This window comes from Streptococcus oralis, assembly GCF_003943825.1.
Taxonomy (GTDB): domain Bacteria; phylum Bacillota; class Bacilli; order Lactobacillales; family Streptococcaceae; genus Streptococcus; species Streptococcus oralis_CD.
The window spans coordinates 152,111-177,053 of the sequence record NZ_RJNJ01000004.1 but is presented as its reverse complement, the minus strand read 5'-3'; the positions used below and the strand labels follow the sequence as shown (position 1 = coordinate 177,053).

At 42.2% G+C, this 24,943-nt stretch carries 21 protein-coding genes; 2 read left to right on the top strand and 19 right to left on the bottom strand.

The genetic code is table 11. The annotated features are described in order from the left end of the window. Positions 1–41: 41 nt before the first annotated feature. The 6 genes from D8863_RS05085 to D8863_RS05060 all read right to left on the bottom strand — a co-directional run bounded on the left by D8863_RS05085 (position 42) and on the right by D8863_RS05060 (position 7,149). Positions 42–1,007, bottom strand: a complete 966-nt coding sequence (locus D8863_RS05085; protein WP_013670185.1) for a glycosyltransferase family 2 protein — start codon at positions 1,005–1,007, stop codon at positions 42–44. A 1-nt stretch (position 1,008) separates the two neighbouring features. After that, a complete protein-coding gene (galE, locus tag D8863_RS05080; RefSeq protein WP_125441276.1) occupies positions 1,009–2,028 on the bottom strand; it encodes a UDP-glucose 4-epimerase GalE in 1,020 nt (339 codons plus the stop codon). A gap of 101 nt (positions 2,029–2,129) precedes the next feature. Continuing rightward, positions 2,130–3,233 carry an NAD(P)/FAD-dependent oxidoreductase gene (locus D8863_RS05075; protein ID WP_185761449.1) on the bottom strand — a complete coding sequence of 368 codons (1,104 nt, stop codon included), beginning with the start codon at positions 3,231–3,233 and terminating at the stop codon, positions 2,130–2,132. Positions 3,234–3,249: 16 nt separating this feature from the next. Then, entirely contained in the window at positions 3,250–4,047 is a 798-nt protein-coding gene (locus D8863_RS05070) for a Nif3-like dinuclear metal center hexameric protein (RefSeq protein ID WP_125441274.1), read from the bottom strand. Further along, the gene (locus D8863_RS05065) at positions 4,034–4,711 is read right to left on the bottom strand and encodes a tRNA (adenine(22)-N(1))-methyltransferase (protein ID WP_125441273.1); all 678 of its coding nucleotides are present in this window, start codon (positions 4,709–4,711) and stop codon (positions 4,034–4,036) included. Before D8863_RS05065 ends, D8863_RS05070 begins: the two co-directional genes overlap by 14 nt. A gap of 101 nt (positions 4,712–4,812) precedes the next feature. Then, positions 4,813–7,149, bottom strand: a complete 2,337-nt coding sequence (locus D8863_RS05060; protein WP_125441272.1) for a cation-translocating P-type ATPase — start codon at positions 7,147–7,149, stop codon at positions 4,813–4,815. Positions 7,150–7,281: 132 nt separating this feature from the next. Here D8863_RS05060 and D8863_RS05055 point away from each other — a divergent pair, with 132 nt between their 5' ends. Continuing rightward, positions 7,282–8,031 carry a lysophospholipid acyltransferase family protein gene (locus D8863_RS05055; RefSeq protein WP_125441271.1) on the top strand — a complete coding sequence of 250 codons (750 nt, stop codon included), beginning with the start codon at positions 7,282–7,284 and terminating at the stop codon, positions 8,029–8,031. A gap of 42 nt (positions 8,032–8,073) precedes the next feature. Here D8863_RS05055 and D8863_RS05050 read toward each other — a convergent pair whose 3' ends face one another. The 7 genes from D8863_RS05050 to D8863_RS05020 form a co-directional block, all read right to left on the bottom strand. After that, positions 8,074–8,766 carry an alpha/beta hydrolase-fold protein gene (locus D8863_RS05050; protein ID WP_125441270.1) on the bottom strand — a complete coding sequence of 231 codons (693 nt, stop codon included), beginning with the start codon at positions 8,764–8,766 and terminating at the stop codon, positions 8,074–8,076. Next, a complete protein-coding gene (locus D8863_RS05045) occupies positions 8,747–9,757 on the bottom strand; it encodes an ABC transporter substrate-binding protein (RefSeq protein WP_125441269.1) in 1,011 nt (336 codons plus the stop codon). Before D8863_RS05045 ends, D8863_RS05050 begins: the two co-directional genes overlap by 20 nt. Before the next feature lie 19 nt (positions 9,758–9,776). After that, entirely contained in the window at positions 9,777–10,532 is a 756-nt protein-coding gene (locus tag D8863_RS05040) for an ABC transporter ATP-binding protein (protein WP_045592395.1), read from the bottom strand. A gap of 1 nt (position 10,533) precedes the next feature. Then, positions 10,534–11,580, bottom strand: a complete 1,047-nt coding sequence (locus D8863_RS05035; protein WP_045592397.1) for a FecCD family ABC transporter permease — start codon at positions 11,578–11,580, stop codon at positions 10,534–10,536. Positions 11,581–12,029: 449 nt separating this feature from the next. Continuing rightward, complete coding sequence (rpsO, locus tag D8863_RS05030; RefSeq protein WP_001018251.1) at positions 12,030–12,299, bottom strand: 30S ribosomal protein S15; 270 nt, start codon at positions 12,297–12,299, stop codon at positions 12,030–12,032. 144 nt (positions 12,300–12,443) lie between these two features. Beyond that, positions 12,444–15,143, bottom strand: a complete 2,700-nt coding sequence (locus tag D8863_RS05025; RefSeq protein WP_125441268.1) for an FtsX-like permease family protein — start codon at positions 15,141–15,143, stop codon at positions 12,444–12,446. 1 nt (position 15,144) lies between these two features. After that, positions 15,145–15,846, bottom strand: coding sequence for an ABC transporter ATP-binding protein (locus D8863_RS05020; RefSeq protein WP_049550459.1), 702 nt, complete (start codon positions 15,844–15,846; stop codon positions 15,145–15,147). A gap of 141 nt (positions 15,847–15,987) precedes the next feature. Between D8863_RS05020 and D8863_RS05015 the strand changes: the two genes are divergently transcribed. Further along, positions 15,988–16,560, top strand: coding sequence for a TetR/AcrR family transcriptional regulator (locus D8863_RS05015; RefSeq protein ID WP_042902697.1), 573 nt, complete (start codon positions 15,988–15,990; stop codon positions 16,558–16,560). Positions 16,561–16,685: 125 nt separating this feature from the next. Here D8863_RS05015 and D8863_RS05010 read toward each other — a convergent pair whose 3' ends face one another. From D8863_RS05010 to D8863_RS04985, 6 genes are all read right to left on the bottom strand, one after another. Next, on the bottom strand, positions 16,686–17,378 hold the full coding sequence (locus tag D8863_RS05010; RefSeq protein ID WP_000240130.1) for a phosphoglycerate mutase: 693 nt from the start codon (positions 17,376–17,378) through the stop codon (positions 16,686–16,688). A gap of 163 nt (positions 17,379–17,541) precedes the next feature. Beyond that, positions 17,542–17,769 (bottom strand): hypothetical protein, encoded by a 228-nt coding sequence (locus D8863_RS05005; protein WP_239827358.1) that lies wholly within the window; start codon positions 17,767–17,769, stop codon positions 17,542–17,544. After that, complete coding sequence (locus tag D8863_RS05000; protein WP_084849195.1) at positions 17,766–18,023, bottom strand: hypothetical protein; 258 nt, start codon at positions 18,021–18,023, stop codon at positions 17,766–17,768. The genes D8863_RS05005 and D8863_RS05000 overlap by 4 nt, the downstream gene beginning before the upstream one ends. A gap of 135 nt (positions 18,024–18,158) precedes the next feature. Further along, on the bottom strand, positions 18,159–18,539 hold the full coding sequence (locus D8863_RS04995; protein WP_084849196.1) for a hypothetical protein: 381 nt from the start codon (positions 18,537–18,539) through the stop codon (positions 18,159–18,161). A 151-nt stretch (positions 18,540–18,690) separates the two neighbouring features. Next, entirely contained in the window at positions 18,691–24,198 is a 5,508-nt protein-coding gene (locus D8863_RS04990; protein ID WP_125441267.1) for a ZmpA/ZmpB/ZmpC family metallo-endopeptidase, read from the bottom strand. A 231-nt stretch (positions 24,199–24,429) separates the two neighbouring features. Next, positions 24,430–24,810, bottom strand: coding sequence for a hypothetical protein (locus D8863_RS04985; protein ID WP_000849881.1), 381 nt, complete (start codon positions 24,808–24,810; stop codon positions 24,430–24,432). Positions 24,811–24,943: the final 133 nt, after the last annotated feature.

The window sequence follows — 24,943 nt, the reverse complement described above, 5'->3', positions numbered from 1 at the left end:
TTTTTCCCACACCTACTAGTTTAGCATATTTCTAGGTAAAATTATAGTCTTTTTTGGTTATTTTTTCCTTCAACAATAGAAAGGTCACTTTTTTCTTTGACGAGATAGAGTGGTCTTTTTTTGGTTTCCAGATAAATCTTACTGATATACTTACCAAGAATCCCAATTGTCAGGAGTTGAATCCCTCCAAGAAAGAGAATGACAGCCATCAAAGACGTCCAACCAGATGTCGGATTTCCCAAGATAAGAGTCCGAAACACTACAAAAACTGTCATCACAAAAGAAAGAAAACAAGATAGAAGTCCCGCTACAAAAGCTATACTCAAGGGAAAATCTGAAAAATTGAGAATCCCTTCAATCGAGTAGAAAAAGAGTTGTCTAAAACTCCAACTGGTCTTGCCAGCCTGTCGTTCAACGTTTGGATAATCAAGATAGTGCGTTTTAAAACCCACCCAGGCAAAGAGTCCTTTAGAAAAACGATTGGACTCGGTCAGGGTCAAAATAGCATCTACCACAGACCTTCTCATCATACGAAAATCACGGACACCTGAGGGTAGAGCCACTGGGCTAATTTTTTGCATGAGGCGGTAAAAGAGGTTCGCACAGAAACTGCGGAAAAAGGGTTCTCCCTCCCGACTAGTTCTCCGTGTCCCAACACAGTCTATATCTGCATTTTGGTCTAGTAAGGCTTTCATCTCAAGTAGCATACTAGGAGGATCCTGAAGGTCTGCATCCATCACGACCACCAAGTCTCCAGTTGCATGCTGCAAGCCTGCATATAGGGCTGCCTCTTTCCCAAAATTTCGTGAGAATGAGACATAACGGACCGCAGGATTTTGCTCCCGATAGGTCTTCAAAAGCTCCAAGGTCCCATCACTTGAGCCATCGTCTACAAATACATATTCGACCTCTGCTCCCAAGTCAGGAAGCAGAGCTTCCACAGACTGATAAAAAAGAGGAAGTACTTCCTCTTCGTTTAGACAAGGGACGATGATTGAAATCATCATCTTAGTCTTCAAATCCATTTGGATGCTTGCTTTGCCAACGCCATGCGTCTTCACACATTTGGGTGATGCTAAGTTCTGCTTCCCAACCGAGTTCAGCTTTGGCTTTTGAAGGGTCTGAGTAGCAGGCAGCGATATCACCTGGGCGGCGTTCTACGATGCGGTAAGGAATGGGACGTCCCACCGCTTTTTCCATGTTTTGGATAATTTCAAGAACTGAGTAGCCTTTACCTGTTCCAAGGTTGTAGATGTTAAGGCCTGAACCTTTTTGGATCTTTTGTAGAGCTGCAACGTGACCTTTGGCTAGGTCCACAACATGGATATAGTCACGAACACCAGTTCCGTCCTCAGTTTCATAGTCATCACCGAAAACTTGCACTTGCTCTAGTTTGCCAACGGCTACTTGTGCAACATAAGGCAAGAGGTTGTTTGGAATGCCGTTTGGATTTTCTCCCAAGTCTCCACTTTCATGCGCTCCGATTGGGTTAAAGTAACGAAGCAAGACCACATTCCATTCTGAGTCCGCCTTGTAGATATCGGTCAAAATTTCCTCTAGCATGAGCTTGGTACGACCGTATGGATTGGTCACTGAAAGTGGGAAATCTTCTAGGATTGGCACTGTATGAGGATCCCCGTAAACTGTCGCAGAAGAACTGAAGATGATGTTCTTACAGTTGTTTTCTTCCATGGCTTTCAAAAGGCTGACAGTTCCAGCGATATTATTGTCATAGTAGGCAAGAGGGATACGTGTTGATTCACCAACAGCCTTCAGACCAGCAAAGTGAATCACACCAGTCGGTTCTTCCTGCTTGAAAATATCTCTGAGTGTATCTGTGTCACGGATATCTGCCTCATAGAAAGGGATCTCAACTCCTGTGATTCTTTCAACAACTTCTAAACTCTTACGATTGCTATTGACAAGATTATCCACCACAACCACTTGATGACCTGCTTGGATCAACTCAATAACAGTGTGGGTTCCGATAAATCCAGCACCACCCGTTACCAAAATCTTTTCTTGCATCTTTTTTCCTCGATTCTCGGATTATTTTTTCTTATTTTATCATTTTTGATAGGGAATGTCATTTGACATCCTAAACTACCTGCTAAAATTTCAGTAAAATCTTATTCTCTTTTTACTCGTTTGACATAGTTTGCAATGGGATAATTTTCAGGGTCCAAGGTCAACTCCTTGTCTTGGACCAGCTGGGCTAGATGGTAACCGATGATCGGACCCGTTGTGAGGCCTGATGAACCTAGACCACTAGCCGCATAGACACCTTCTAAGTCTGGAACTTTCCCAAGAAATGGCGAGAAATCACTGGTATAGGCGCGAATTCCCACACGCTCACCTCTTATAGTAGCTTCAGCCAAGGCTGGGTAGTATGGCAAGGCCGCGTCCTCCATTTGCTGGATCAAGGTTTCATCCACCGTCAAGTCAAATCCCATGTCGTTTTCATGGGTAGCTCCTAAGGACAATTTCCCACCTGCAAAAGGAATCAAATCCCACTCCCCTTCTGGCATGACAACAGGATAGGATTCCATATCTTGGCTAAGTTGATAATCTCGTAGTTGTCCCTTTTGAGGACGAACATCTACCTCATATCCTAAAGGTTCCAAAAAGTCCCCCAACCAAGCTCCTGTCGCCAAAATAACCTGATCAAACACCTCTTCGCCAATCTGGTGACCTGATGCTAAAGGTGTCAGACTCACTTTTTCTTTGACCAGCTTGACTTGACTAGCTTCTAGCAAACGATTCACTAAGAGGTGGCCATCTACTCTCGCTCCACCAGAAGCATAGAGCAGGCGGTCAAATCCTCGCAGACCAGGAAAGTAGTTATTAGCAGATGCTTGGTCCAGAATAGCTAACCGGCCTATCAAGGGAGATTCTTCCCTACGCTGGAGGGCTAGTTCATAGAGTTCTTCTAGCTTGGATTCGTCCTTTTTCAAGAGAAAAACTCCTGAGCGTTGGTAAAAGTCGATTTCCTGACCAGACTTTTCTAAATCAGCCAACAAACCCACATAAAAGTCAGCTCCCAAGCGCGCAATCTTGTACCAGGCTTTATTTCGGCGTTTGGAAAACCAAGGACTGATAATTCCCGCTGCCGCCTTGGTTGCTTGACCCTGTCCATGGTCAAAAACGGTCACCTCTAAATCTGCTTCTTTGGAGAGGTAGTAGGCAGCAGTTGCCCCTACAATCCCTGCTCCAATAATGGCAACTTTTTTCATTGTCTTCACTTCCTAACTAGATATGGTGGAAAGGATTGGTCGATGCTTGGCTAGGTATGATATCAATGGTCCAATCCTTTTCTGCCTTCCATTGATTAAGGAGGTCAGCAATTTTTTCGACAAAAAGAATTTCGATATAGTGGCCCGGGTCCAGCGCCAACAAGCCATCTGACAACATATCCTGTGCTGTATGGTAGTAGATATCACCGGTAATATAGACATCTGCCCCCTTTGCCAAAGCATCAGGATAGAAAGACTGACCACTACCACCGCAAATGGCAACTCTTGAAATTTCCTTCTGCAAATCACTCTCTTGATAATGCACCATGCGAAGACTATCAAGACCAAAGACTTGCTTAACATGCTGGGCCAATTCCCAAAATGTCTGAGGCTGAATATTCCCAATACGACCAATCCCACGTTCTGGGCCAGTTTCCTGCAGATAAGTCGTCTCCTCGATTCCTAGCATCTGGCAGAACCAGTCATTGAGACCATTTTCAACAATGTCAATATTGGTATGGCTGACATACACTGCAATGTCATGCTTTATGAGGTCGATGTAAATCTGATTTTGCGGACGGCTGGCTACCAAGTCTTTGATGGGACGAAAGATAGGCGCGTGCTTAACGATAATCAAGTTCACACCCTTTTCAATGGCCTCTGCCACCGTTTCTTCACGAATATCGAGAGCCACCATAACACTTTGGATATCCTTGTCCAAAGTACCGATTTGCAGGCCACGACTATCACCCTCCATTGAGAATTCCTGGGGGCAAAAGGCTTCATAGCATTTAATGACTTCACTTGCTAGCATGAAGCACCTCCTTGATGGCTTGAATTTTATCTACTAAAACTTGACGTTCTTCCATATTTTTTTCTGGGATTTGGCTAAGAGCGAACTCTAGCTTAGTAGCTTCTTTTTGCCATTTTTTGATAAAGACTGGGCTGACTTCTTTGGACAAGAAGGGTCCAAAGCGAACATCACTAGCTGATAGATTCATTTGTCCAGCTTCCACCACTAAAATCTCATAAAATTTGCCGGCTTCTTCTAGAATACTTTCTGCTACAATCTGGAAACCGTGGTCTTGTAACCAGATGCGCAAGTCGTCTTCACGATTATTGGGTTGGAGGATCAAACGCTCTACATTAGCTAGCTTGTCCATGCCTTCTTCCAATATGGTCGCAATCAAACGACCACCCATGCCAGCAATGGTGATAACCGACACTTGATCTTCCTCTTCAAAGGCTTCCAAGCCATTGGCTAAACGAACTTGGATTTTCTCCTTTAGGCCGTGAGCCTCAACATTTTTAACCGCAGACTGGTAGGGTCCTTCCACAACCTCACCTGCAATGGCACTTTTGATCTGTCCTCTTTCGACCAACTCGATAGGCAGATAAGCATGGTCACTCCCCACATCTAGTAAAATGGATCCTTGGGGCACAAAGGACGCCACCAATTCTAATCTCTTTGAAATCATCTTCTCTCACTTTCCAAAACTCTGTTACCTCTTATTATACCATATTTCGGCTAGCAATCTTGCACCTAAAAAGGCCGCAATCCACAGATTGCAGCCTTTCTTTATTTTCTAGCTTGATAACGACTGGTTAAGATAAATATCACAGTAAAGACAGCCATCATGACAAGGTAAACAGGGAATGTTTGTCCTGTAAGTGTCGAAATTTCAAGCAGTTTTTGAATTCTTGGGAAGAGAGCTGTAGCTAGGAAACCTCCTACTGACCAAACAATCAAGAGGACACGCCAGAGGGTAAATGGCATGCAGGCTCTAAATACGGATAAGAAACCGATGGACCCAAGGAGATAATAAAGTAGGGTTGAGATTTCTAACTCTGACCAACCTTGGCTAGCCCCAAAGATTTTGACAAAAAGAACGCTGAAGACGATCATAAGGGCACTTGGTAGGGCACGAAGCATGGATCTTCTGAGGAAATTTGGCTCAACAGGTTTTATATTTCGCTCAAAAGTCAGAACGAATGGCGGGAAACCTTCCACGAACTGGTCGATCATGGTAATCTGAATCGGAATGAAAGGGAAAATCAAAATCCACTCAGACCGTCCTAGTAAAACACTGGCAATACAGATGACTGCAAGCAAGAAGGAATAGATGGTCTTAATCAAGAAAATCGGTGCGATATGGGCAATGTTATTGACCACCCGACGGCCTTCAAAGAGAATCTCTGGAACATCATTGAAGTCTGAGTTCAAGAGAACCAGATTGGCAATCTGACGTGTTGCCGGATCTCCTTCTGCCATTACAATCGAACAGTCTGCTTCACGAAGGGCAAGAATATCATTGACACCGTCCCCTGTCATAGCTGTTGTATGACCTGCTTTTTTCAGGGTTTGGATCAGTAGTTTCTTTTGATGAGGGGAAACCCGTCCGAAAATCGCAGTCTCCTCCGCCATGGCCATCAATTCCTCATCGGAGATTTTAGAGCAATCAACATAGCTTTGATAGTCTGCAAATCCAGCTTTCTGGGCAATGCTGGATACAGTGACCGGATTGTCCCCAGAGATAATCTTGAGGCCCACTTCTTGAGAACGGAGATAGTCTAGCGTCTCTGCTGCTCCCTCTCGAATAGGGTCCAAAATCTCCAGCAGTGCCAAGGCTTGAATATCAGATGGTTTTTGTGGCTTGTGGTGGTCTAGTTTTTCGTGACTGAGAGCCAAGACCAAGACACGAGAACCTCTCTCCAGAGCCTCTCTGGCTTCTGGTACTTCAGAGTCCAGCAACATCTCAGGCGCACCTAAGAAAACCGTTCCTAGCCCTTCTAACTCCATAGCCCCCCACTTGCGGTCGCTAGAGAAAGGCAGATTGGAAATCTTAGGATAAGCAACTTCTCCTTGGAAACGCTGGCGAATGGCTTGAGCTGTCGGATTTTTATCCTCACTGTGAGCTATGTAGCTGGTCAGAATCCTAGCAATTGCCTCATCACCATAAGTTTCCGTCAGCGGAAGAACTGCCTCCACCTGCATCTTTCCTTGGGTGATGGTGCCCGTCTTGTCCAGACAAAGCATATCCACACGTGCCAAGGTTTCGACAGAGTACATCTCCTGCACCAAGACCTTTTTCAAACCCAGCTTGATCACCGCAGTTAAGAGCGAAGTGATGGTTAAAAGGGCAATTCCCTTGGGCAACATACCCAAAAGGGCTGTTGACGAATTTACAACTGACGACTTGAGGGGCAAGCCTTTTAACATCAAGGCTTCTAGCAGGAGAGCTAGACCAAAGGGAATGATAATCTTCCCAGTAAAACCTGCTAGCTTGTCCAGCGATTTCATGATACGAGAGTTGATCGGTTTTACGGTCTTGGCTTCCAGCATGAGTTTGGAAGCATAGTTTTCTGCTCCGACATGGTGAACTTGAGCCAAAACTGACCCACTGGCTAAGAAACTTCCAGACAAAAGCAAGGCGTCAACTTCCTTTTGCACCAAATCACTCTCACCCGTCAACATGGCTTCATTGACTTCCGCAAAGCCTTCTAAAACCCGCGCATCACTAGGAATCTGCTCCCCGGCAGACAAACGAATAACATCTCCTAGAACCAACTCTTCTGGATTGAGGGCAATTTCCTGACCCTCACGGATGGTTTTGACCTTTTCCTTGGTCATGAGATTGAGCTTGTCCACCATGTGTTTGGCCCTTAGCTCGGTCACAATTCCAGAAAAAGCGTTAAAGCAGATAACAGCAAAGAAGACCAAATTGCTCCAAGCCTGCACAAAGGCTAGCGCCAAAGCAATGGCAAAGTTTAAAGCGTTAAAAAGTGTAAAAACATTTCGTTTGATGATTTGCCAAGTACTAGTGCTGGCTGATGCGGTAAAGTCATTGACCAAACCTTGAGCCTGTCTTTCCTCGACTTCTCTTTGGGTTAATCCCATTATTATATTTTTATCCATAAATTCTATCATATCATTTTTTTTAAAAGAATTCTAATCCCATCTAAAACTGTTGGCTGATAACTGAAAAAGTTTGCCAGTAGTCTTTTGATAAGGTATAATAATAAAAGCAATACAATCGAAGGAGATCTCATGTTTTATACTTATTTGCGTGGACTAGTCATGCTGATCTTGTGGTCCATTAATGGCAATGCTCACTACCACAATACTGATAAAATCCCTAGCCGAGACGAAAACTATATCCTCGTCGCACCTCACCGTACCTGGTGGGATCCTGTTTACATGGCCTTTGCGACCAAGCCAAAACAGTTCATCTTTATGGCCAAAAAAGAACTGTTTAACAACCGCATCTTTGGCTGGTGGATCCGTATGTGTGGCGCCTTTCCTATCGACCGGGAAAAACCTAACGCCTCTGCTATCAAATACCCTATCAATGTCCTCAAAAAAAGCGACCGTTCTCTCATCATGTTTCCAAGTGGAAGCCGTCACTCAAACGATGTCAAAGGCGGAGTTGCTCTGATTGCCAAGATGGCTAAGGTCCGTATCATGCCAGTTACCTATACTGGTCCCATGACCTTGAAAGGTTTGGTTAGCCGTGAACGTGTCGATATGAACTTTGGAAATCCAATCGATATCTCAGATATCAAGAAAATGAATGATGAAGGAATCGAAATGGTTGCAGACCGTATCCAAGCTGAATTCCAACGTTTGGACGAAGAAACCAAGCAATGGCACAATGATAAAAAACCAAACCCACTCTGGTGGTTTGTCCGCATTCCTGCCCTTATTCTTGCAGTGCTTGTTGGTATCCTAACGATTATCTTTACCTTCATCGCAAGCTTTATCTGGAATCCAGATAAGAAGAGAGAGAAACTTGGTTAAAAAATACAATTATCCCTTGGCTTTTGCCAAGGGATATTTCTTTTATTCGATTTTCCATTTTTGGGACAACCAGTTGGAAAAGGCTAGAAATCGCTCAGCCACTTGCTCATGATGCCCATAAGGATCAAAAACAAACTGCCCAGTCAGATAACGTTTCTGAAGACTGGTATGGATCTGCTCAGCATAGGCTGGTGCTTGACCCAAGCGATTGGTATGATGGGCTCCTTCTGTTTGACCATTCTGTAAATACAGCAAACAGTCCAAATTTTTCACCTTTTCTTCCTTGCAGTAAGTTGCAAATTCAGGATACCAAAAGGACCCGCAAATGGAGAAGACACAGGAGACCTTGTCAAAGCTGAAAAGACTGTGGACGGCCGCCAAACCACCTAGTGAATACCCTCCATAGGCAAAGTGATTTTTGTCCAGGCGATAAAGCGCCTGCAACTTATCTAAAAGACCTCCAAATAAATGACTATGATAGGCATTTGCCTGACCGCCAAAATCTGGAGCTCCCTCTCTCAGAGCAGCTGCCTTCCAGGGAGTGTAATCGTCTAGGCGATTTTTAGAGGTCAAGCCCACTAAAATCACAGATTCTGAAAGGGAGGATAGGAAATCCAAGTTTCCATCATTCAAGAGAATCGCTGGATAGGTTTGATTGGGATCATAGGTCGAAGGAAGGCTGACCTTGACTTGGATCCCTTCCCAATCAAACTCATTATTTATTGATAAAGTCATTGATTTTCTCAAGGGAATCAATCACTGCTGGACCATAGTCCATCAACTCATCGTAAGAGATGGTCATGATTTTTTGATTCTTAATTGCAGGAACGTTTTCCAAAACTTCATTTGCCTTCATCAACTCTACTGCGTTGGCATCCAATTTTTTATTGCGGTCGCTGGTTACATAGATAATCAATTCAGGATCCATTGACACGAGATTTTCCAAGGTCAAGCCTGATGTTCCCGTTGCAACGTTAGTATAACCAAGTTGATTTAGAAGGCTCTCTTGCAAAGCAGACTTGTAAGCGCCGAAGGTTTCGTCGTTATAAGCAACCATAATCAAAGCCTTTTTCTTTTCACCTTGGCTTGCTGGGTTTGCTTTCTTAACAGCGTCAATTTTAGCTTGTAATTGGGCTGCGTATTCATTAGCCTTGTCCTGAACATTGAAAATCATTCCAAGATTTTTAACGTCTTCTACAATATTTCCCAAATCTTGCTGAATCGTTGAGAGAGAAGCTTTTTGCGTATAGACTGGGATTTTGTTTTCATTCCAAGTGCTAACTGTTCCCAAGGATTTTTCAGAAAACATCATGTTTCGACCCATCACAGCGTCTGGCTCATAAGAAAGGACTGTTTCTTGTGAGACTGTTTTTTTATCTCCAATTTGAGGAATCGTCGCAATCGCGTCCTTGTATTTGTCCGTCACAGCATTATCAGGGTTAAGCATGCCAGCAATTTTATCCTTCAAGCCTAACTCCAATAAGATTTCAGTGGTTGAAAGATTGTTGGTGATAACTTTTTCAGGTGCCTTGTCAAAAACTTGTTCGACTTCATTCCCTTTAACGTCATAGGTTTTGACCGTTAGTGGATAAGTCGTCTCTGTGCTGGCCTTTTGACTTGTTTCTGTGCTAGACTGTGTGGTAGTTTTTTCTGTAGTAGTGTTACCACAAGCTGCCATAGTTAGGGTAGCTACTGTTACGAGTAAAATGCTTAGTGTTTTTTTCATTTTGTTTTCCTTTTCTTTCTTATAAATAGTGAATCATGGCTTGCTGATCCTCGGTCCAAGTAACCTGACTTTGAACTCCGTATACAGTTTGCAATGACTCAGGGGTGATGGTCTCCTTTGGAGTCCCTTGGTAAAGGATTTCTCCCTCTTTCATCAGATAGAGATAATCCGAATAGCGACAAGCAAGTTGAATATCATGCAGAACAGCTAAAACATTGACCTTGAGATTCTTCACAATGGCCAACAAGTCTAGTTGATACTTGATATCCAGGTGATTGGTTGGTTCGTCCAGAAGCAAGAGAGTCGGTTCTTGCGCCAAGGCGCGGGCTAATAAGACTCGCTGCTTTTCTCCACCTGACAGAGACGAATAGAGACGAGTTTTCTTCTCGAGCATATCCACCTTGACGAGAGCATCTTGAACGAGGGCATAATCTCTTTCCTTTTCCTTCTGTAAAAAAGAGAGGTGGGGAGTTCTTCCCAGCAAGACGATTTCCTCAACTGTACAATCAAACTGCAATTGATTAAACTGGGTAACAACTGCCATTTGCTTGGCTGTTTCTTTGAGTGACCTATGCTCCAGTGGCTTTCCATCTAGGCTTATCAAACCTTTTTCCGCCTTTTCCTGACGATAGAGGAGTTTAAGCAGGCTGGTTTTCCCACTTCCATTTGGTCCTAGTATCGTGTGAAATTGATGCCCCTCAACCTTAAGAGAAACTCCTTTGAGGATTTTTTTCTCTCCCAGTCCAAAGTGGACATCCTGACAAATCAAGTCCATATCAGGCCCTCACCTCCCTTCGCCTACCTCCAACAATGTAGATAAAGAAGGGAGCACCTACTAAGGCTGTGAAAATACCAATCGGCAACTCAGCGTTTGGAATGATGATACGGGAGAGTACATCTGCCCAGATGACAAAGAGGGCACCCAGCAAGGTCGCAACAGGAAAAAGCCTCTTGTAATTCGTTCCTACTAACCCTCGAGCTAAGTGAGGAGTAATCAGTCCAACAAATCCAATAATCCCACAAGTAGCCACCAAGACAGCCGTCAGCACAGCCACCACGGTCACGTAAAGATACCAATAGAAGCGTAAGGGAATTCCCAAAGTTAAAGCAGCCTCATCTCCCATCATCATCGCATTAAAAACACGATACTGAGTAGCGAAAAATAGAAAGGCTAATCCTACTACTATAGTTGGCAGGACTAAGTCAGACCAAGTAGTCCCTGCAAGCGAGCCCATAGTCCAAAACTTAATGGTCATCACACTGTCCGCATTAGCGCCAACTGAGATAATAAAGTTGGAAAATGCCAGAAAGAGAGCATTGACCACCGTTCCTGATAAGATCAGACTAGAAGTCGTCATCCTTCCCTGCATAGAGGCAATGATAAGGACAGCGATTGTTGCCAAAATAGCTCCAAGGAAAGCTCCAAGGCTAATCACCAATTTTAAACCAAGAATGATGCTCAAAGTTGCCCCTAGAGTTGCACCCGCAGAAATTCCTAAGACATAGGGCTCTGCGATGGGATTGTTCACTGTAGACTGCATCACGCTACCACACATAGAAAGACCAGCCCCTACTATCAGACCTAACAATACTCGGGGGAATCTCATGTTCCATACAATGGCAAGAGTGGACTTGGAAACCTCTCCTATCTCAAGAGGAAAACCCAACCTGCTCAAAATAATCCGATAGGTATCTCCTAGATCAATCGCAACGGATCCCATTGAAACTGCTAGAAAGAGCGAAATCCCTAAAGTAGCTAGCAAAATACCTAAAAGTAACACAAATTGCAGGTCCCGTCGGCTTCCAGAAAATTTGGAAAGCATGCAAACCTCCTTTGATAGAATCTTAAAAATTTAGAAAATTCTCATAAAAAGTATACCATATTTCTATTAGATGAACAAGGATAGAGACATATATAGACGAGCCGAAGATTGTACAAAAATGTTCGTGAAACAAAAAATCTCCCCGAAGGGAGATGATCTGGTTTATTTTACCTTACAGTGCTAGGAACCGTAACCGAAGATTATACTTGAGTATATCGAGGTAGGGTGACAAAAGTAAAAAAGCTACCCAATTTAGAGTAGCTTCATTATCAAGATATGCTCAATTGAACACGGCCTAAGCAAGCGGATAAAAACAAAAAGCCCTCTGAAATCAGAAAGCTTTATTCTTGCTGGATAAAACGTTTATAGATTAGGCGACAAGCCGAAGATTGTACTGATGGTACATCGAGGCGAAGGCAACGAAGTATAGAAACGTTTTAGACGCAAGATTAACGACGAAGTCCTAGAGAGTTGATTAACTCACGGTAACGGTTAACGTCGTTTTTACGCAAGTATGCAAGCAAGTTACGACGGCGACCGATTTTCTTCATCAATCCACGGTAAGTAGCGTGGTCTTTTTTGTGTTGTTTGATGTGTTCGTTAAGGTGGTTGATTTCCCAAGTAAGGACAGCAACTTGAACCTCTACTGAACCTGTATCACCTTCGTGACGTGCATATTGTGCGATGATTTCATTTTTTTTCTCTTTTGAGATTGCCATGATGTTTCTCCTTTTTATTTGGCTTCATCCGAGTGACAGGTTGGCATGCCTGCAACCAAGAAGAAGTTATTTGTCTTTACGACAGTTCTTATTCTACCAAGAAGCAGGAACTTTGTCAACTGATTTACTATTTAAAACCTTGAATTACTCTACTGATTTCAGGGCTTCGAGCATATCCACTTTTCTCAAGTGGTGATTGACAAAGACCCCCAGTAGGGCTAAGATTACAGTCACTGCGACGATTGGAAGAGCATAGACTTCCCAGCTGACTTGTGGATAAAAAAGTATGGTGGCAGGTGAAATCATTTGAATCAAAAATTGATGTAAATAGTGGCCAGCTACCAAACCGAGAGCAATTCCCACAAGGGACAGCACCATGGTCTCACGGTAGATATAGAGGGTCACTTCTTTATTGTGGAAACCGAGAACCTTGATAGTGGAAAGTTCACGGATACGTTCTGCCACATTGATGTTAGTGAGATTGTAGAGAATGACAATGGCTAGTAAAACGGAAACAAGGACAAGGATTGCCATGGTTTTATTGAGCGAACTAGCCACAGATTCAAAGAGATGGATGGCCGTCGCATTTTGGACGACCCCAGAAACAGCATCTTTTTCCATGAAGGTAGCAGCTTCTTTCTCCGTATTGGAAGGTGTTGGCTCTTTTAATTTTACTAGGTAGGTATTGTCTTGTGGACGAGTGCCATAGACTTGTTCGTAAGTCGCTCGGTTGAGATAAACAAAGTGTCCAACATAGTTTTCAGAAATAGCCGCGACCTTGATTTCCTTCCCATCAAGCTCTAGCTCATCTCCAACCGTAACACCTGCTAGTTGGGCTAATTTTTGACTCACGACCGCTCCATCGGTGACCTGCACCTCTCGCCCATTTTCCTCTAATATGATAAAAGGCTTAAAGTCTTCTCCACTAGTAACCATCATAGTGATGGTTTGAAGTCCTGCTTTTCCTTTGAAATCTTTTTCAATGGATTTAGAGTAAATCTTTTGATAAGCATAGATAGATTCAGCCTGCAAGGCGGTTTCTAAATCTGCTTTTTCTTGCTCACTCGCACTGCTCTTTTCCGCTACAATCATCTGGTATTGCTGGATTTGTTCAAATTGGCGCTCGACAACTCCTCCCACAGATGACTGAATGCCAAGACCTGCAAATAGGAGAGCAACTGAACCTGCAACTCCAAAAATGGTCATCAACATCCGTTGCTTATAACGAAAGATATTTCTTGCCGTAACCTTATGAGTAAAACTCAAACGACTCCAAATAAAGCTCAGGCGTTCCAGCAAAATCTTTGATCCCTTAACGGGAGGTTTGGGAAGTAAGAGTTGGGCTGCTTCATCGTGTAATTCCCTCCGCGCTACCAGATAAGCCGGCAAAACGCTGGATACCCAACTTAAAGCTAGGGCAATAAGACTATAAGACCAATAGAAATACTCGTGACTTTTTCCAACAACCATCCCAGCTGTTATAACATCTGAAATCACCCCTGCAAGAAGATAATGTCCAAGAAGTGTTCCTATAAGGGTTCCCACAGTTCCTGCAAGAAAACCATAGAGGACAAACTTGGCAACAATATCTCGGTTGCGGTAACCCAAGGCCTTGAAAATGCCTGCATTGGTGCGTTCTTCATCTACAAAGCGAGTCATCGTTGTAAAGGTCACCATTGCAGCGACCATATATAGCACCACGGGGAAAATATTTCCGATAGAACGAATACTTGTTGATAAATTGCTGTACATGCGGTAGCCTTGACCACCTGGCATGGTTTGGCGATTGTATACGTGGTATTTCGGCTCTGCCAGTTCATCAAGGTCTTTCTGACGCTGTTCAAGCTTCTCTTTTTCCTTGGTTAGATCACTCTCTGTCTGAGCCAGTTTTTCTTTTTTAGTCGCCAGTTCTTCCTTAGCTTTTGTCAGATGTCCCTCGATTTGACTCTTTTGCGGTTCTGGTAAAGCGGTCGCTTGTTCTTCTTGCGTTTTCAAGCGACTTTCAGTCTGCTCTAACTGACTCTTACCATTTTCAAGGTTGCTTTCAGCAGTTTGGAGCTGTTCTTTCCCATCTTTCAGGCTCTTTTGCCCATCTGTTTTAATACTTGCCAATCTTTTTTGACCATTATCAGCAAGTAAGTCTTGCAACTCTTCCTGATGTTGGGCTCGTTTGGTCTTATAGTCTGATGAAAAAGTATCCAGATTTTTTAAATCGTCATAGCGCACACGCGCAATACTATAAACATCTGAGTCAAACTGACTGGGTAAAATTACTCCATAGCCAGTCAGGTTGCCATTTCCACTACTAGCACTTCCTAAATCTTCTTTAGAAAGAATCTCACCCGACTGAACAAATCCAGTAATTGTAAAAGTTTGGGATTTTACGATGGACTTTTCTTCTTTCTTAGTAAAGGTAATGGTCTGCCCAATCTGATAGCGGTCTTTCCAGAAATCAGCTAAGGCAATTTCCTCATCAGCTTCTGGCAGTCGCCCTTCTGTCACTTGAAAGGTTGAAATGCTCTCTGGTTTGGAATAAAGTCGAACTGCTTCCTCACCATTTTCAACGGTTAGGTCTGCCATATAGCCAAACTCAACACTTGCTCCTTGAAGGGTCTTTAGTTCGTCCTGATCTTCTTTGTCCAAGCCATAATCAGCTATCACTGCCAGATCCAAAGCATTGGCTTTACGGAGATAATCCCCTGCCGTGCGTTCCAAGTTTGGGCTAGTCACTTTGAGTCCTACTAGGGCTAAAGAACCCAGCATCATCAAGGTAAAGATAGAAACAAAGCGTCCCTTTGAAGTCGTCACTGACTGAAATAGGTCTTTCCGATATGTTTTTTTCATGCTAATACTCCAATATATCGATATCCTGTGGATTCTCATTAATCGTCACACTCTTAACCGTGGCATCACGCATATGAATCACGCGATCTGCAATAGGGGCTAGCGCGCCATTGTGGGTCACGATAATCACCGTCGTTCCTTTTTGACGAGACATGTCTTGGAGAATTTTCAAGACTTGTTTCCCTGTCTGGTAATCCAAGGCACCTGTCGGTTCATCACAAAGGAGAATTTTAGGATTCTTAGCTACAGCGCGTGCAATGGAGACTCGCTGTTGCTCCCCTCCAGAAAGCTGGGCTGGAAAGTTATTGAGGCGATGACCTAGCCCTACATCTGTCAAAACCTGCTCTGGATCCAAGGCATCTGTCACGATTTCTGAGGCCAATTCCACATTTTCCTTGGCTGTCAGATTGGAGACCAGATTGTAAAATTGAAAAACAAAGCCTACATCTTCACGACGATAGTTTGTTCGTTGGTGCGAACTATAGTTGGCAATATTGGCACCATCAATCCAAATCTCTCCCTCATCATTGGTATCCATACCTCCTAGGAGATTGAGAACCGTTGATTTTCCAGCACCAGAAGCACCAAGGATAATGACCAGCTCCCCCTTTTCAATTTCAAAATTCACATCACGATTAGCCACAATCTCCGTATCCCCAACCTGATAACGCTTGTAGCTGTGTTTCATTTCAATATAAGCCATATCGTTTATCTCCTTTTCAAAGCTCGTTTTCTTAAATCAACAAGATGTTGATTCTAAATCACAAATATTATATAATGGGCTAAGTCAAAAAGCAATAATCAAAAATCAACAAAGTGTTGATTTAAGAAGAAGGAAGATAAAATGGTTCAGAAACGAAAAACTACTACTAAGGAAGATATCAAAGAAGCTTTGATTCAGCTGCTATCAGAGGATAAATTTGAAAATATATCAATTAGTAAGCTCTGTAAACGGGCAGGAATTAATAGGGGAACTTTCTATCTACACTATGAAGACAAATATCAAATGATTGACAGTTTTAAAAGTGAAATTATTTCCCAGCTCTACATTTTTTTAGAAAAAGAAAGAGAATCGCCTAGAAAGTTTATGTTAGCCAACTTCTATATATTACGTTCGAACGAACGCCTTATTAACGCCTTGTCCCAAAGTCATTACATAGACTTTCGTGGTGCAATTCGTGAATTTCTAAGTAGCATTATTCTAACTGAAAATCAAAAAGAAAAGACTCGTCATTTCTTATCTGAAAACTTCCAAATTCCTCACAAATACGCTTTGGAAATCTTCTTATCAAGTATTGAAGGAATTATTTCTCTTTGGATTGCTGGGGGAGCTCAAGAAGAACCGGAAGAAATCACGGATATAATCTTATCAACCTATAACTACGAACACTGGAGCTACGAATCAAAAGAAGATTAATTCATACAACTTACTATTTCATAAGCTATATCCTCTCATTTTATACTTTTTCAATTAGCTAAATTGCCTTTTTTTAAACTTAGATACAAAAAAACCTAGGAATTCCTAGGCTTTCTGTTTATAGATTATTTTCCAAGGTAGTATTCAGAAACTACGTTCAATTTTTCGTCAAATTCGAATACCAATGGTGGGAAGTTAGGGATTTCCACGTCCATGATTTCGTCGTCTGACAAGCGTTTGATGTGTTTTACAAGGGCACGGATTGAGTTACCGTGAGCTCCTACGAATACGTTTTTACCATCTTTAAGTGCTGGAGCGATTTTGTCTTCCCAGAATGGAAGGGCACGTTCCAAAGTCACTTTCAAGTTTTCAGCATCTGGGATAACTGAGTCGTCAAGTGAAGCGTAACGACGGTCAGTGTGAGCTGAATGCTCATCATCACGGTCCATGTTTGGAGGCAATACATCGTATGAACGACGCCAGATGTGAACTTGCTCATCACCAAATTGTTCAGCAGCTTCAGCCTTGTTTTTACCAGTCAAACCACCGTAGTGACGTTCGTTCAAGCGCCATGATTTTTCAACTGGAACCCACAATTGGTCAGAAGCTTCAAGAGCCAAGTTTGTTGTTTTGATCGCACGTTTCAATACTGAAGTGTAAGCTTGGTCAAATTCGATACCAGCTTCTTTGATCAATTTACCAGCGTCAATCGCTTGTTGTGTTCCTTTTTCAGACAAATCAACATCAGCCCAACCAGTGAAAAGGTTAGCTTTGTTCCATTCAGACTCACCGTGGCGAGCAAAAACCAATTTTACCATTAGATGGATTCTCCTTTAATTTTTCGAGGTTGCCCTCGTTTATCTATTCTATTTTACACAATTTTTCACAAAAAAGCTAGTTAAAATCAACTAAAAAGAGAGAACAGTGTCCTCTCATCTAGTTATTATTAATTCGCGATATTCAATCAAGAAACGATTGCAATTATTTGTTATTTAAAGCATCAATTAAACGATCAGTATTCTTAGTTACATTAGTATCATTGTAACGATTATGAATTAGACCTCCAATTGTTTCTTTGCAATTTTCAAGATTAGCTTTTTCAAATACTACCACACTGACAACATGTGTTCCACCAGAAGTAAGATGCAAAACTAGTAGAGTCTGAAAAGCGCTTAGCACTGTTAATACATCATAAGCCGCTAATATCAATCCTCCGATAAATGAATTTGCATCATTGAAAGGCCAATAAGAGCGAAAATTATATCCCAAGCAAATGATTTGAAATCAAGACGAAATGAACTATCTACACTTGCAACATGATCAACAGGAATTGTTTTATTTTGAGAACCCAGTGGAATAACTTTTAAAATAGTAGGGTTAGAAGTTTTTATAAAGACTCCCTCTAAAGTAATGGAAGCTTTTAAATAGAATGTTAAATACGATGTAATGAAAGATTGTTTCATAATATTCTCTTTTTATTTTTTCAAGTTGTATTACATCATGTTTTCTTATAAAAAAGCATTTTGCTAACATATTCTTTTGCCAGATAATTCTTTAAATAAAAAAACAACCCTCAAACGGATTGTTTCACTAGACTATCAGACAAGGCCACGGACTTCTTTCAAAAATTTAGAAAAAGAAACAGCGCCTTTAATGATTAGAAATCCTCCTATCCACTCGGTCGCTGAAAGAAAGCCCAGCACGCCACCAATGATAAATAAAATAGATGGCAGCATTCGAAGTTGTTGATCCTCTTCGAAATAGATTAGCATAAAGGTTCCTAATGCAATCATCAAAATCTTAAAAAATGTCAGGAGCAGGGAAAAGGCAACCGTGGCAACCAGCATTTTTGAAGGATCTTTATAGATGATGGCCCCAGTATAGGATAGCAAAAATCGTAGAACAGGTCCCAAAAGCAAGGTTATACCTGCCAGCATACCCAGTCTCCAATTGAGTCGAACCAATCTATCTCTCTCCATAAGAACCTCCTTCTCTCGTAGCTATCATTCTACCACATTTCCCCAAGAAACAAAAGACCTTCTCAGTCACAAACAAATCGCCTACCGGCTTTCAGACAGCCCGACATAAAAAGAGAAGATCTGTCGATCCTCCCTTTTCATTTTCCACCCCTTATTTCTTAAAAATAGAGGTTCTGAAGTCGTTTGTTTGGTCAAGATAGGCCTTAAAGATTGCTCTCTTCAACTTATGAACGGCACTATCATACTCTGGATTATAGTTGCTCCAACGAGGACTTACAGCATCCTTGAGAACAGCTTGATCCATGAGGGCTTGCAATTCACTCACTTGATTGATGGTCTCTGTCGTATAGTTTGGCCATGATTTTGTCGGATCTTTAAAGGTCACTTGTTTCAAGTTTTTAAACTGATCCACACGTTCTTTATACATGGCTTTCTTAAAGGCAGCCCAAGATGCATACTTGCCTTCAAATACCTTGTCCAATACAAGTTTATCGGTCACCAATCCGCGTTCTTTACCATAGAGATTGATAGTTTTACCTTTTTGTTTGGCAACTTCTTCGTATTGGTTTGAGATATAAGGTACCATTCCATCCTTAAAGCCTTTGGAAGCCAAAAGTTCGTAAGCGATCCGACGTCCCATAAGGTCACCAGGTGTTCCTTTCTCACTGCTGAGAGCTGAATAGATTGGGGCAAAGAGTTTAATCGTATAGTATCCATTTCGCTCGTAGTCTCCAGATTGGTACTCACGAGATGACAAGATGTTATGGTCAATCAAACTATCAAAGTTAGTTAGTTTTTGGGCCTCTGCTTCTGTCAATTCTTTGACTACGTTAGTAGCGTATACCTCATTGCCATCTACTGGATCTTTCACATACTTGTTCTCAATCTTTCTGAGAGCCGCTATTTTCTGGTAAACATTTAGTTTGTTAACGATTGATTGCCCTTCGAGGTATTCCAGCATGTAGATAAGGTCAAACATGTTATGGACATAGCTCTGAAGATCTCTTGCGTTTTGGAATCTCTCTGTCGGATCCAAGACTTGCAGACGGGAGCCCTCTGTACTATCTGATGTTGAGTGTTTCAAGATAGAATTGATGGTAATGGTTGCGTCACTTGGTTGGTCAGGGGCTTGCAATAAGCCTTTTGCAAAGAACTCTGGGCCCAAGCCACTTCTTCGACCATAGCCACCAAGGTAGATATCCTGATCTGAATCATGGGTCATTTCATGGGTATAAGTAATGGCTCCATCCTTGTCCAGCATACGGTAAGACATATAATAGACGCCATCACCTGTTGCGTAGGCTCCATGCTGATTGTGTACTACCTTATTGCCAACTGGGCCAAAGAAGTTCTTCATAACTGGATTGGAGCTATCAAACTTAGCCTCCACTGTAGCTTTCCCAGAGGTTGTGTCATCACCAAACTTATAAGCATCATAAAGGAGAATCGTACGATAGAGTTTTTCACGCGATTGTTCATCTAAAATACGATACCAATAATCATAGTGATCTCGCTGGCGTTTGGCTGTTTCACGCGCATTTTCTTCAACAAAATCATTGAGATTCTTGCCCCCTTTATGGTCACTATTGCGGTAGCGATCATAGGCTCCAAATCCTAGACTAGACATGGTCGAGATGACAAATACTGATTTCTCTGGCAAGGTTAGGAGAGGCAAGACCATATTGCGGTATTTCCATGTGGCACTAGTAATGCGGTCATAGACACCGATAGAATACTTGGTGCCAGCTTGTCCTTGCTTAGTTTTGACTTCTTCAATATTAGATTTTTCTTCGACGATGTAAGCCTTGGTCTCTGATTTAAACCAGTCATTGTTACTTGTATTTGGTAAAAAGACTTTTCGGTAATGTTCTAGCGTGCTAAATAAATCTGTCGTTCCATGCTGGTTGGCAAGACTGATACCATAAGTATCGACATTATTCTTAGCAAGAAGATTATTAAAGCCAGATTTACCTAACTCAATCAGAGTATCTAGTGGTGAAGCATTCCCCTTACCAAAGAAGTCCAGATGGTACAGAACCAGGTCTTTGACGTTTACTTGACCGTAGCTGAAGTTATACCAACGTTCCAGATAGGTCAAACCAAGTAGCAAGGCTTCTTTGTTGCGTTTGATTTTATCTACAAGATAGCCCTTGGTAACTGAGTTATCACCAGCAAGTCCAGCATCTGCTGACAAGAGTTTCTTCAAACTGTCTTCCAGATGTTCCTTGGTTTTGGCGAACTGGTCTTCAAGGTAGAGCTCAGTCTGCTCGACTTTTGGAGAAATACCGAGTGTCTTTCTGATTGCTTCTGAGCGGTAGTCAACCTTTTGTAAGTCAGGTAAGACTTGCTTGATGATAGAGCTTTGGTCATACAAGAATTGGTTTGGCGTATAGAGAAGTCCTGTATCCCCTAGACTATATTCTGCTAATTTGGCGAAATCATCCTGGTAATGGAGATCAAGCTTTTCAGATGAATGGTCCTTGTAGTGCAGCAAGAGTTTGTTTGCAGTCTGTTTGTTTGAAACAATGTCTGTGATGACTTGGTTATCCTTCATCATGACTACTGACAAGAGTTCTTTTTGATATAACAGACTGTTCTCCTTGACCAGATTTCCGTATTTGACGATGGTTGCCTTGTTGTAGAAAGGTAGCAATTTTTCAATGTTTTTATAAGCCAAGTTGCGCTTAGCTTGATAATGGGCCACCTTAGAAAAATCACTGTCCTTTTTGCCACTTGTTGAGAGGGGCTCCACTGTTGGTAAAGTGAGAGGATTGATTGCTACTTTCTTGCTTTCAATCTGGGAAGCATCTAGCATCGTTCCTCTTTCTTCAAAGGATTCCTTGCTGACGACCTCATCCTTGACCAAGGTGACATTGTAGACTCTGTTGGTCTTGCTACTGAATGTGTCCTTCACCTTCATATCATTATAGTGGTAACCAGTGATGGCATTTCCGTTGGTTACATTGACATCGCTGAGGACATTAGTCAAACTTCCAGCATGCTTTTCTAGATTAGAAGTTCGGTCCCACAAATAGCCTGCTACTCCCGCGACTCTACCAAAGTGCTTGACATTGTTGATATCCCCCTCAGCATAGCTATGCTGGATTTTCGCATCTCGGTCTACTAGACCTGCAAGACCACCCACTGTCTGATCTGAACTATTTGTGTTGGATGAAATGGCTACTGTCGCTTTTGACTTGGTAAGTAAAGCCTTGTCACCTGTCAAATGACCGACCAGACCACCAATATTGTAGGCAGCAGTCGTTTCATAAGTGTTGATAATTCTTCCCTTGAAACTGCTCTCTGTGATGCTTGATTGCTCCGCCTTAGCTAGCAAACCACCGATACCACGTTCACCAGCGAGAACACCATCGACGTGAACTTGCTGAATCTTTGTGTTATTCTGGGCTTCATAGGCCAGTGAACCAATATCATCTTTCCCTGAAATGGAGACATTTTTCAGACTCAATTTTTCTACTCTAGCGCCGCTCAAGGTTTCAAACAGAGGCTTTTTCAAGTTGTAAATAGCATACTGCTTGCCATCTTTTTCACCGATCAGCTGACCAGTAAAGGTGCCCTTGATGTACGATCTATCATCAGGTCCCAGTTCTACTTCATTGGCATTCAAACTAGCTGCTAAATGATAGGTTCCAGAGAGATTCTGGTTGATAGCTTTGACTAGGTTGCTAAAGGAAGTAAAGGTTGTCGTTTCCTCTCTAGCCCTCTTAGCTAGGTAGAAGGTGAAATTATCAACATATTTATTTTCTAGCTCTTGCTGGAGTTTCTCAGCCTTGGCTGTGATTTTATAAACTGGCTGACCATCTTTCGTTTCTGCCGTTATTGAAGTGACTGGTAGATAGACATCTTTAAACGACGAAGATTTAACCTTAACAAAGTAAGTGTCTGGATTACTTGGGACACCGTCTAAAGAAACGTGTTGTTTGTAAGTACCATTGGTCTGACTATACAACTCCAGATCCGAAACATTTCTTAATTCAAGTGTTTTCTCTGGATCTTTTTCTTTTGGTTTTTCTGTCGGAGCTTCCGGTTTTACTTGCTCAGTATTGCCAGTATATTCTGGAAGAGGAGCGACTTGTTCCGGTTCTACAATGGCTCCTGCTTGCTCACCTTTATATTCTGGTAAGGAAGATTGAGTCTCAGGTTCCACAATGGCACCTGATTGCGTATCTGTATATTCTGGTTTTTCGCTTGTCTCAGGGGCTACAATTGCTCCCGCTTGAGTTCCTGTATATTCTGGTGTTGGTGGCACCTGTTCAGGCTCTACGATTGCTCCAGACTGCTCACCTGTATAGGCTGGTTTGTCAGTCGTTTCTGGTTCCACCAAAGCCCCAGACTGGACACCCCCAACCTCTGGCTCAACTTTTTCCGGTTCAACGATGGCACCAGCTTGAGTTCCCTGATACTCAGGTAGTGGAGCGACTTGCTCGGGTTCAACGACTGCTCCTGCTTGGGTGCCTGTATATTCTGGTCTTTCAGCTGTTTCTGGGGCTACAACCGCTCCCGCTTGCTCGCCTGTATATTCTGGTAATGGAGCCTGAGTCTCAGGCTCTCCTTTTCTTGCAGACTGAGGTGCTTCACTCGGCACAACTGCCTTCTTAGTCCCTTTTTCTACTATACGTGGCAAGGCTTCTTCTACCTTAGTCGAGAGAACTTCCCTAGAAATTTCTTGGTTTTCAACAGTGAAAATGCGAACAAGCTCAATCTTCTTCCCAGCACGACCTTCTTGTTTGACATGGATGGTTCCCTCTGTTAGTTCTGGATTTTCCTGCACCACTTCTGAAACATCTAGTTTGGTTACAATCTCTTGGTCTTTGTATAAGAGCTCTGGTTTGTTCACGCGACCAGCCAAGACTTCGTCCTGAGGATCCACACTAGCAAGACCAGACGGATTTTGATTAGATAAATCTTGAGAAGGGGTTTGATTTTCAGTAGGGAGTGTAGGAGATGGAGCTTTCAGCTCATCTCCTGCCTTTTGTCCACCTTCGTTGGCTTGGAAATGAGGTTGAACTGTATAGTCAAGTTTCTGATCCCTAGCAGCAGTTTCTTGCTGATTAATCTCTTTGTCTTGCTTAATATAGCCTAGATAAGTATAACCTGATAAGGCACGTGGCAAAGGCAGACTATCTCCTTGGGATAATTGGTATTCCTGATTGTACTGGAGCAAAAGTTGATTTTCAATAGCCTGAACTGAAGAAGCCAAACCACTGCCCATCCCTGTTACCAAAATCACATTCAAGAGGGCTTTCTTTTTGCCTTTCTTTTTCGATACGACAAAAATAAGAAGGCCAATTGAAGCTAGGGCTCCACCAGTTAAAACACTAGTAAGGCTATTCTGCCCACCTGTATTGGGCAACTGACCTAGTTGGGCTTTCTCATCCATACGGTAGACTAGATAATAGGTGCTCTCACTATCTTCCGCAATCTTCGGAATATCCTTGACAATCAAGTCCTTCTCTTGACTACTTAGCTCTGTATCCGTCACATATTTGTAGTGAACAGCTACATTTTCTTGAGCAAATACGGTCCCACTACTCGCAATGGACACAAAAAATAGGCTTGAAATCGAAGCTGACACAAGTCCAATTGCTAATTTTCGTAAGGAGAAACGATGCTGCTTCTCTCCAAAAAACTTTTTCATTCTAAATCCTCTCAACTTTTACCTTCTATCAAGAAAATAACTAGCATTATATTTTGATATAGGTATTTCACATCCACCATTATACTATAAAAATACTTCCTTGTCTCAAATAAATGCTTTAGATTTTACGAATGTAAAAGCTTATTTATCCTGTCAAATTTACCCCTGGTTGATGACAAAAAAGAAGGCTAAGCGCCTTCTCTTATTTCAAAATATTTCTAACAAAAGTCATTATTCTTGAATCTCGAATTTTTTCAAAAGTCCAAAATAGAGGGATCCACCAATGATTGTCAGAATTCCTCCTACCCATCCCAAGAATGGGATCAATCCAACAGAACCACCTACGATAAACAAAACAGACGGTGCTGGCGTCACACGTTCATCGTCCTTGTAATAGACAATAGACACAATTCCTAAAACCAAGACAGCAATTTTTACCAATGCCAAAATGATTGAAAAAATCGTCAATATACCAACTGTTGCATCAGAGTCCTCCGTCGCCGCAGCAGCCCCGACAGCTATCATAAACATAACAAGAGGTGCCAACAGCAAGACGATACCTGAAATAAGACCAAAAATCGCATTTACGCGAGCAAGTGCTTTTGTTTTCATCCGAATCTCCTTAAAAAAATTTTACAACTATCATTTTATCATATTTTCATGAAAAACAAAAGAAATTTCAAAATGAGTATACTAGATGGTGAATGATTTCCAATTTCTCTCCAGACATTTAGAGTAAAAAATA

Excerpts from the sequence above, each read along its gene's own strand:
- D8863_RS05010 (WP_000240130.1), bottom strand. The coding sequence starts at position 17,378 with ATGGTAAAATTGGTTTTTGCTCGCCACGGTGAGTCTGAATGGAACAAA.
- D8863_RS05015 (WP_042902697.1), top strand. The coding sequence starts at position 15,988 with ATGGTTCAGAAACGAAAAACTACTACTAAGGAAGATATCAAAGAAGCT.
- D8863_RS05025 (WP_125441268.1), bottom strand. The coding sequence starts at position 15,143 with ATGAAAAAAACATATCGGAAAGACCTATTTCAGTCAGTGACGACTTCA.
- D8863_RS05055 (WP_125441271.1), top strand. The coding sequence starts at position 7,282 with ATGTTTTATACTTATTTGCGTGGACTAGTCATGCTGATCTTGTGGTCC.
- D8863_RS05085 (WP_013670185.1), bottom strand. The coding sequence starts at position 1,007 with ATGATGATTTCAATCATCGTCCCTTGTCTAAACGAAGAGGAAGTACTT.
- rpsO (WP_001018251.1), bottom strand. The coding sequence starts at position 12,299 with ATGGCAATCTCAAAAGAGAAAAAAAATGAAATCATCGCACAATATGCA.
- D8863_RS05045 (WP_125441269.1), bottom strand. The coding sequence starts at position 9,757 with ATGAAAAAAACACTAAGCATTTTACTCGTAACAGTAGCTACCCTAACT.
- D8863_RS05075 (WP_185761449.1), bottom strand. The coding sequence starts at position 3,233 with ATGAAAAAAGTTGCCATTATTGGAGCAGGGATTGTAGGGGCAACTGCT.
- D8863_RS04990 (WP_125441267.1), bottom strand. The coding sequence starts at position 24,198 with ATGAAAAAGTTTTTTGGAGAGAAGCAGCATCGTTTCTCCTTACGAAAA.
- galE (WP_125441276.1), bottom strand. The coding sequence starts at position 2,028 with ATGCAAGAAAAGATTTTGGTAACGGGTGGTGCTGGATTTATCGGAACC.
- D8863_RS05035 (WP_045592397.1), bottom strand. The coding sequence starts at position 11,580 with ATGCTTTCCAAATTTTCTGGAAGCCGACGGGACCTGCAATTTGTGTTA.
- D8863_RS05060 (WP_125441272.1), bottom strand. The coding sequence starts at position 7,149 with ATGGATAAAAATATAATAATGGGATTAACCCAAAGAGAAGTCGAGGAA.
- D8863_RS04985 (WP_000849881.1), bottom strand. The coding sequence starts at position 24,810 with ATGAAAACAAAAGCACTTGCTCGCGTAAATGCGATTTTTGGTCTTATT.
- D8863_RS05020 (WP_049550459.1), bottom strand. The coding sequence starts at position 15,846 with ATGGCTTATATTGAAATGAAACACAGCTACAAGCGTTATCAGGTTGGG.
- D8863_RS05000 (WP_084849195.1), bottom strand. The coding sequence starts at position 18,023 with ATGAAACAATCTTTCATTACATCGTATTTAACATTCTATTTAAAAGCT.
- D8863_RS05070 (WP_125441274.1), bottom strand. The coding sequence starts at position 4,047 with ATGCTAGCAAGTGAAGTCATTAAATGCTATGAAGCCTTTTGCCCCCAG.
- D8863_RS05040 (WP_045592395.1), bottom strand. The coding sequence starts at position 10,532 with ATGGACTTGATTTGTCAGGATGTCCACTTTGGACTGGGAGAGAAAAAA.
- D8863_RS05065 (WP_125441273.1), bottom strand. The coding sequence starts at position 4,711 with ATGATTTCAAAGAGATTAGAATTGGTGGCGTCCTTTGTGCCCCAAGGA.
- D8863_RS04995 (WP_084849196.1), bottom strand. The coding sequence starts at position 18,539 with ATGGAGAGAGATAGATTGGTTCGACTCAATTGGAGACTGGGTATGCTG.
- D8863_RS05050 (WP_125441270.1), bottom strand. The coding sequence starts at position 8,766 with ATGACTTTATCAATAAATAATGAGTTTGATTGGGAAGGGATCCAAGTC.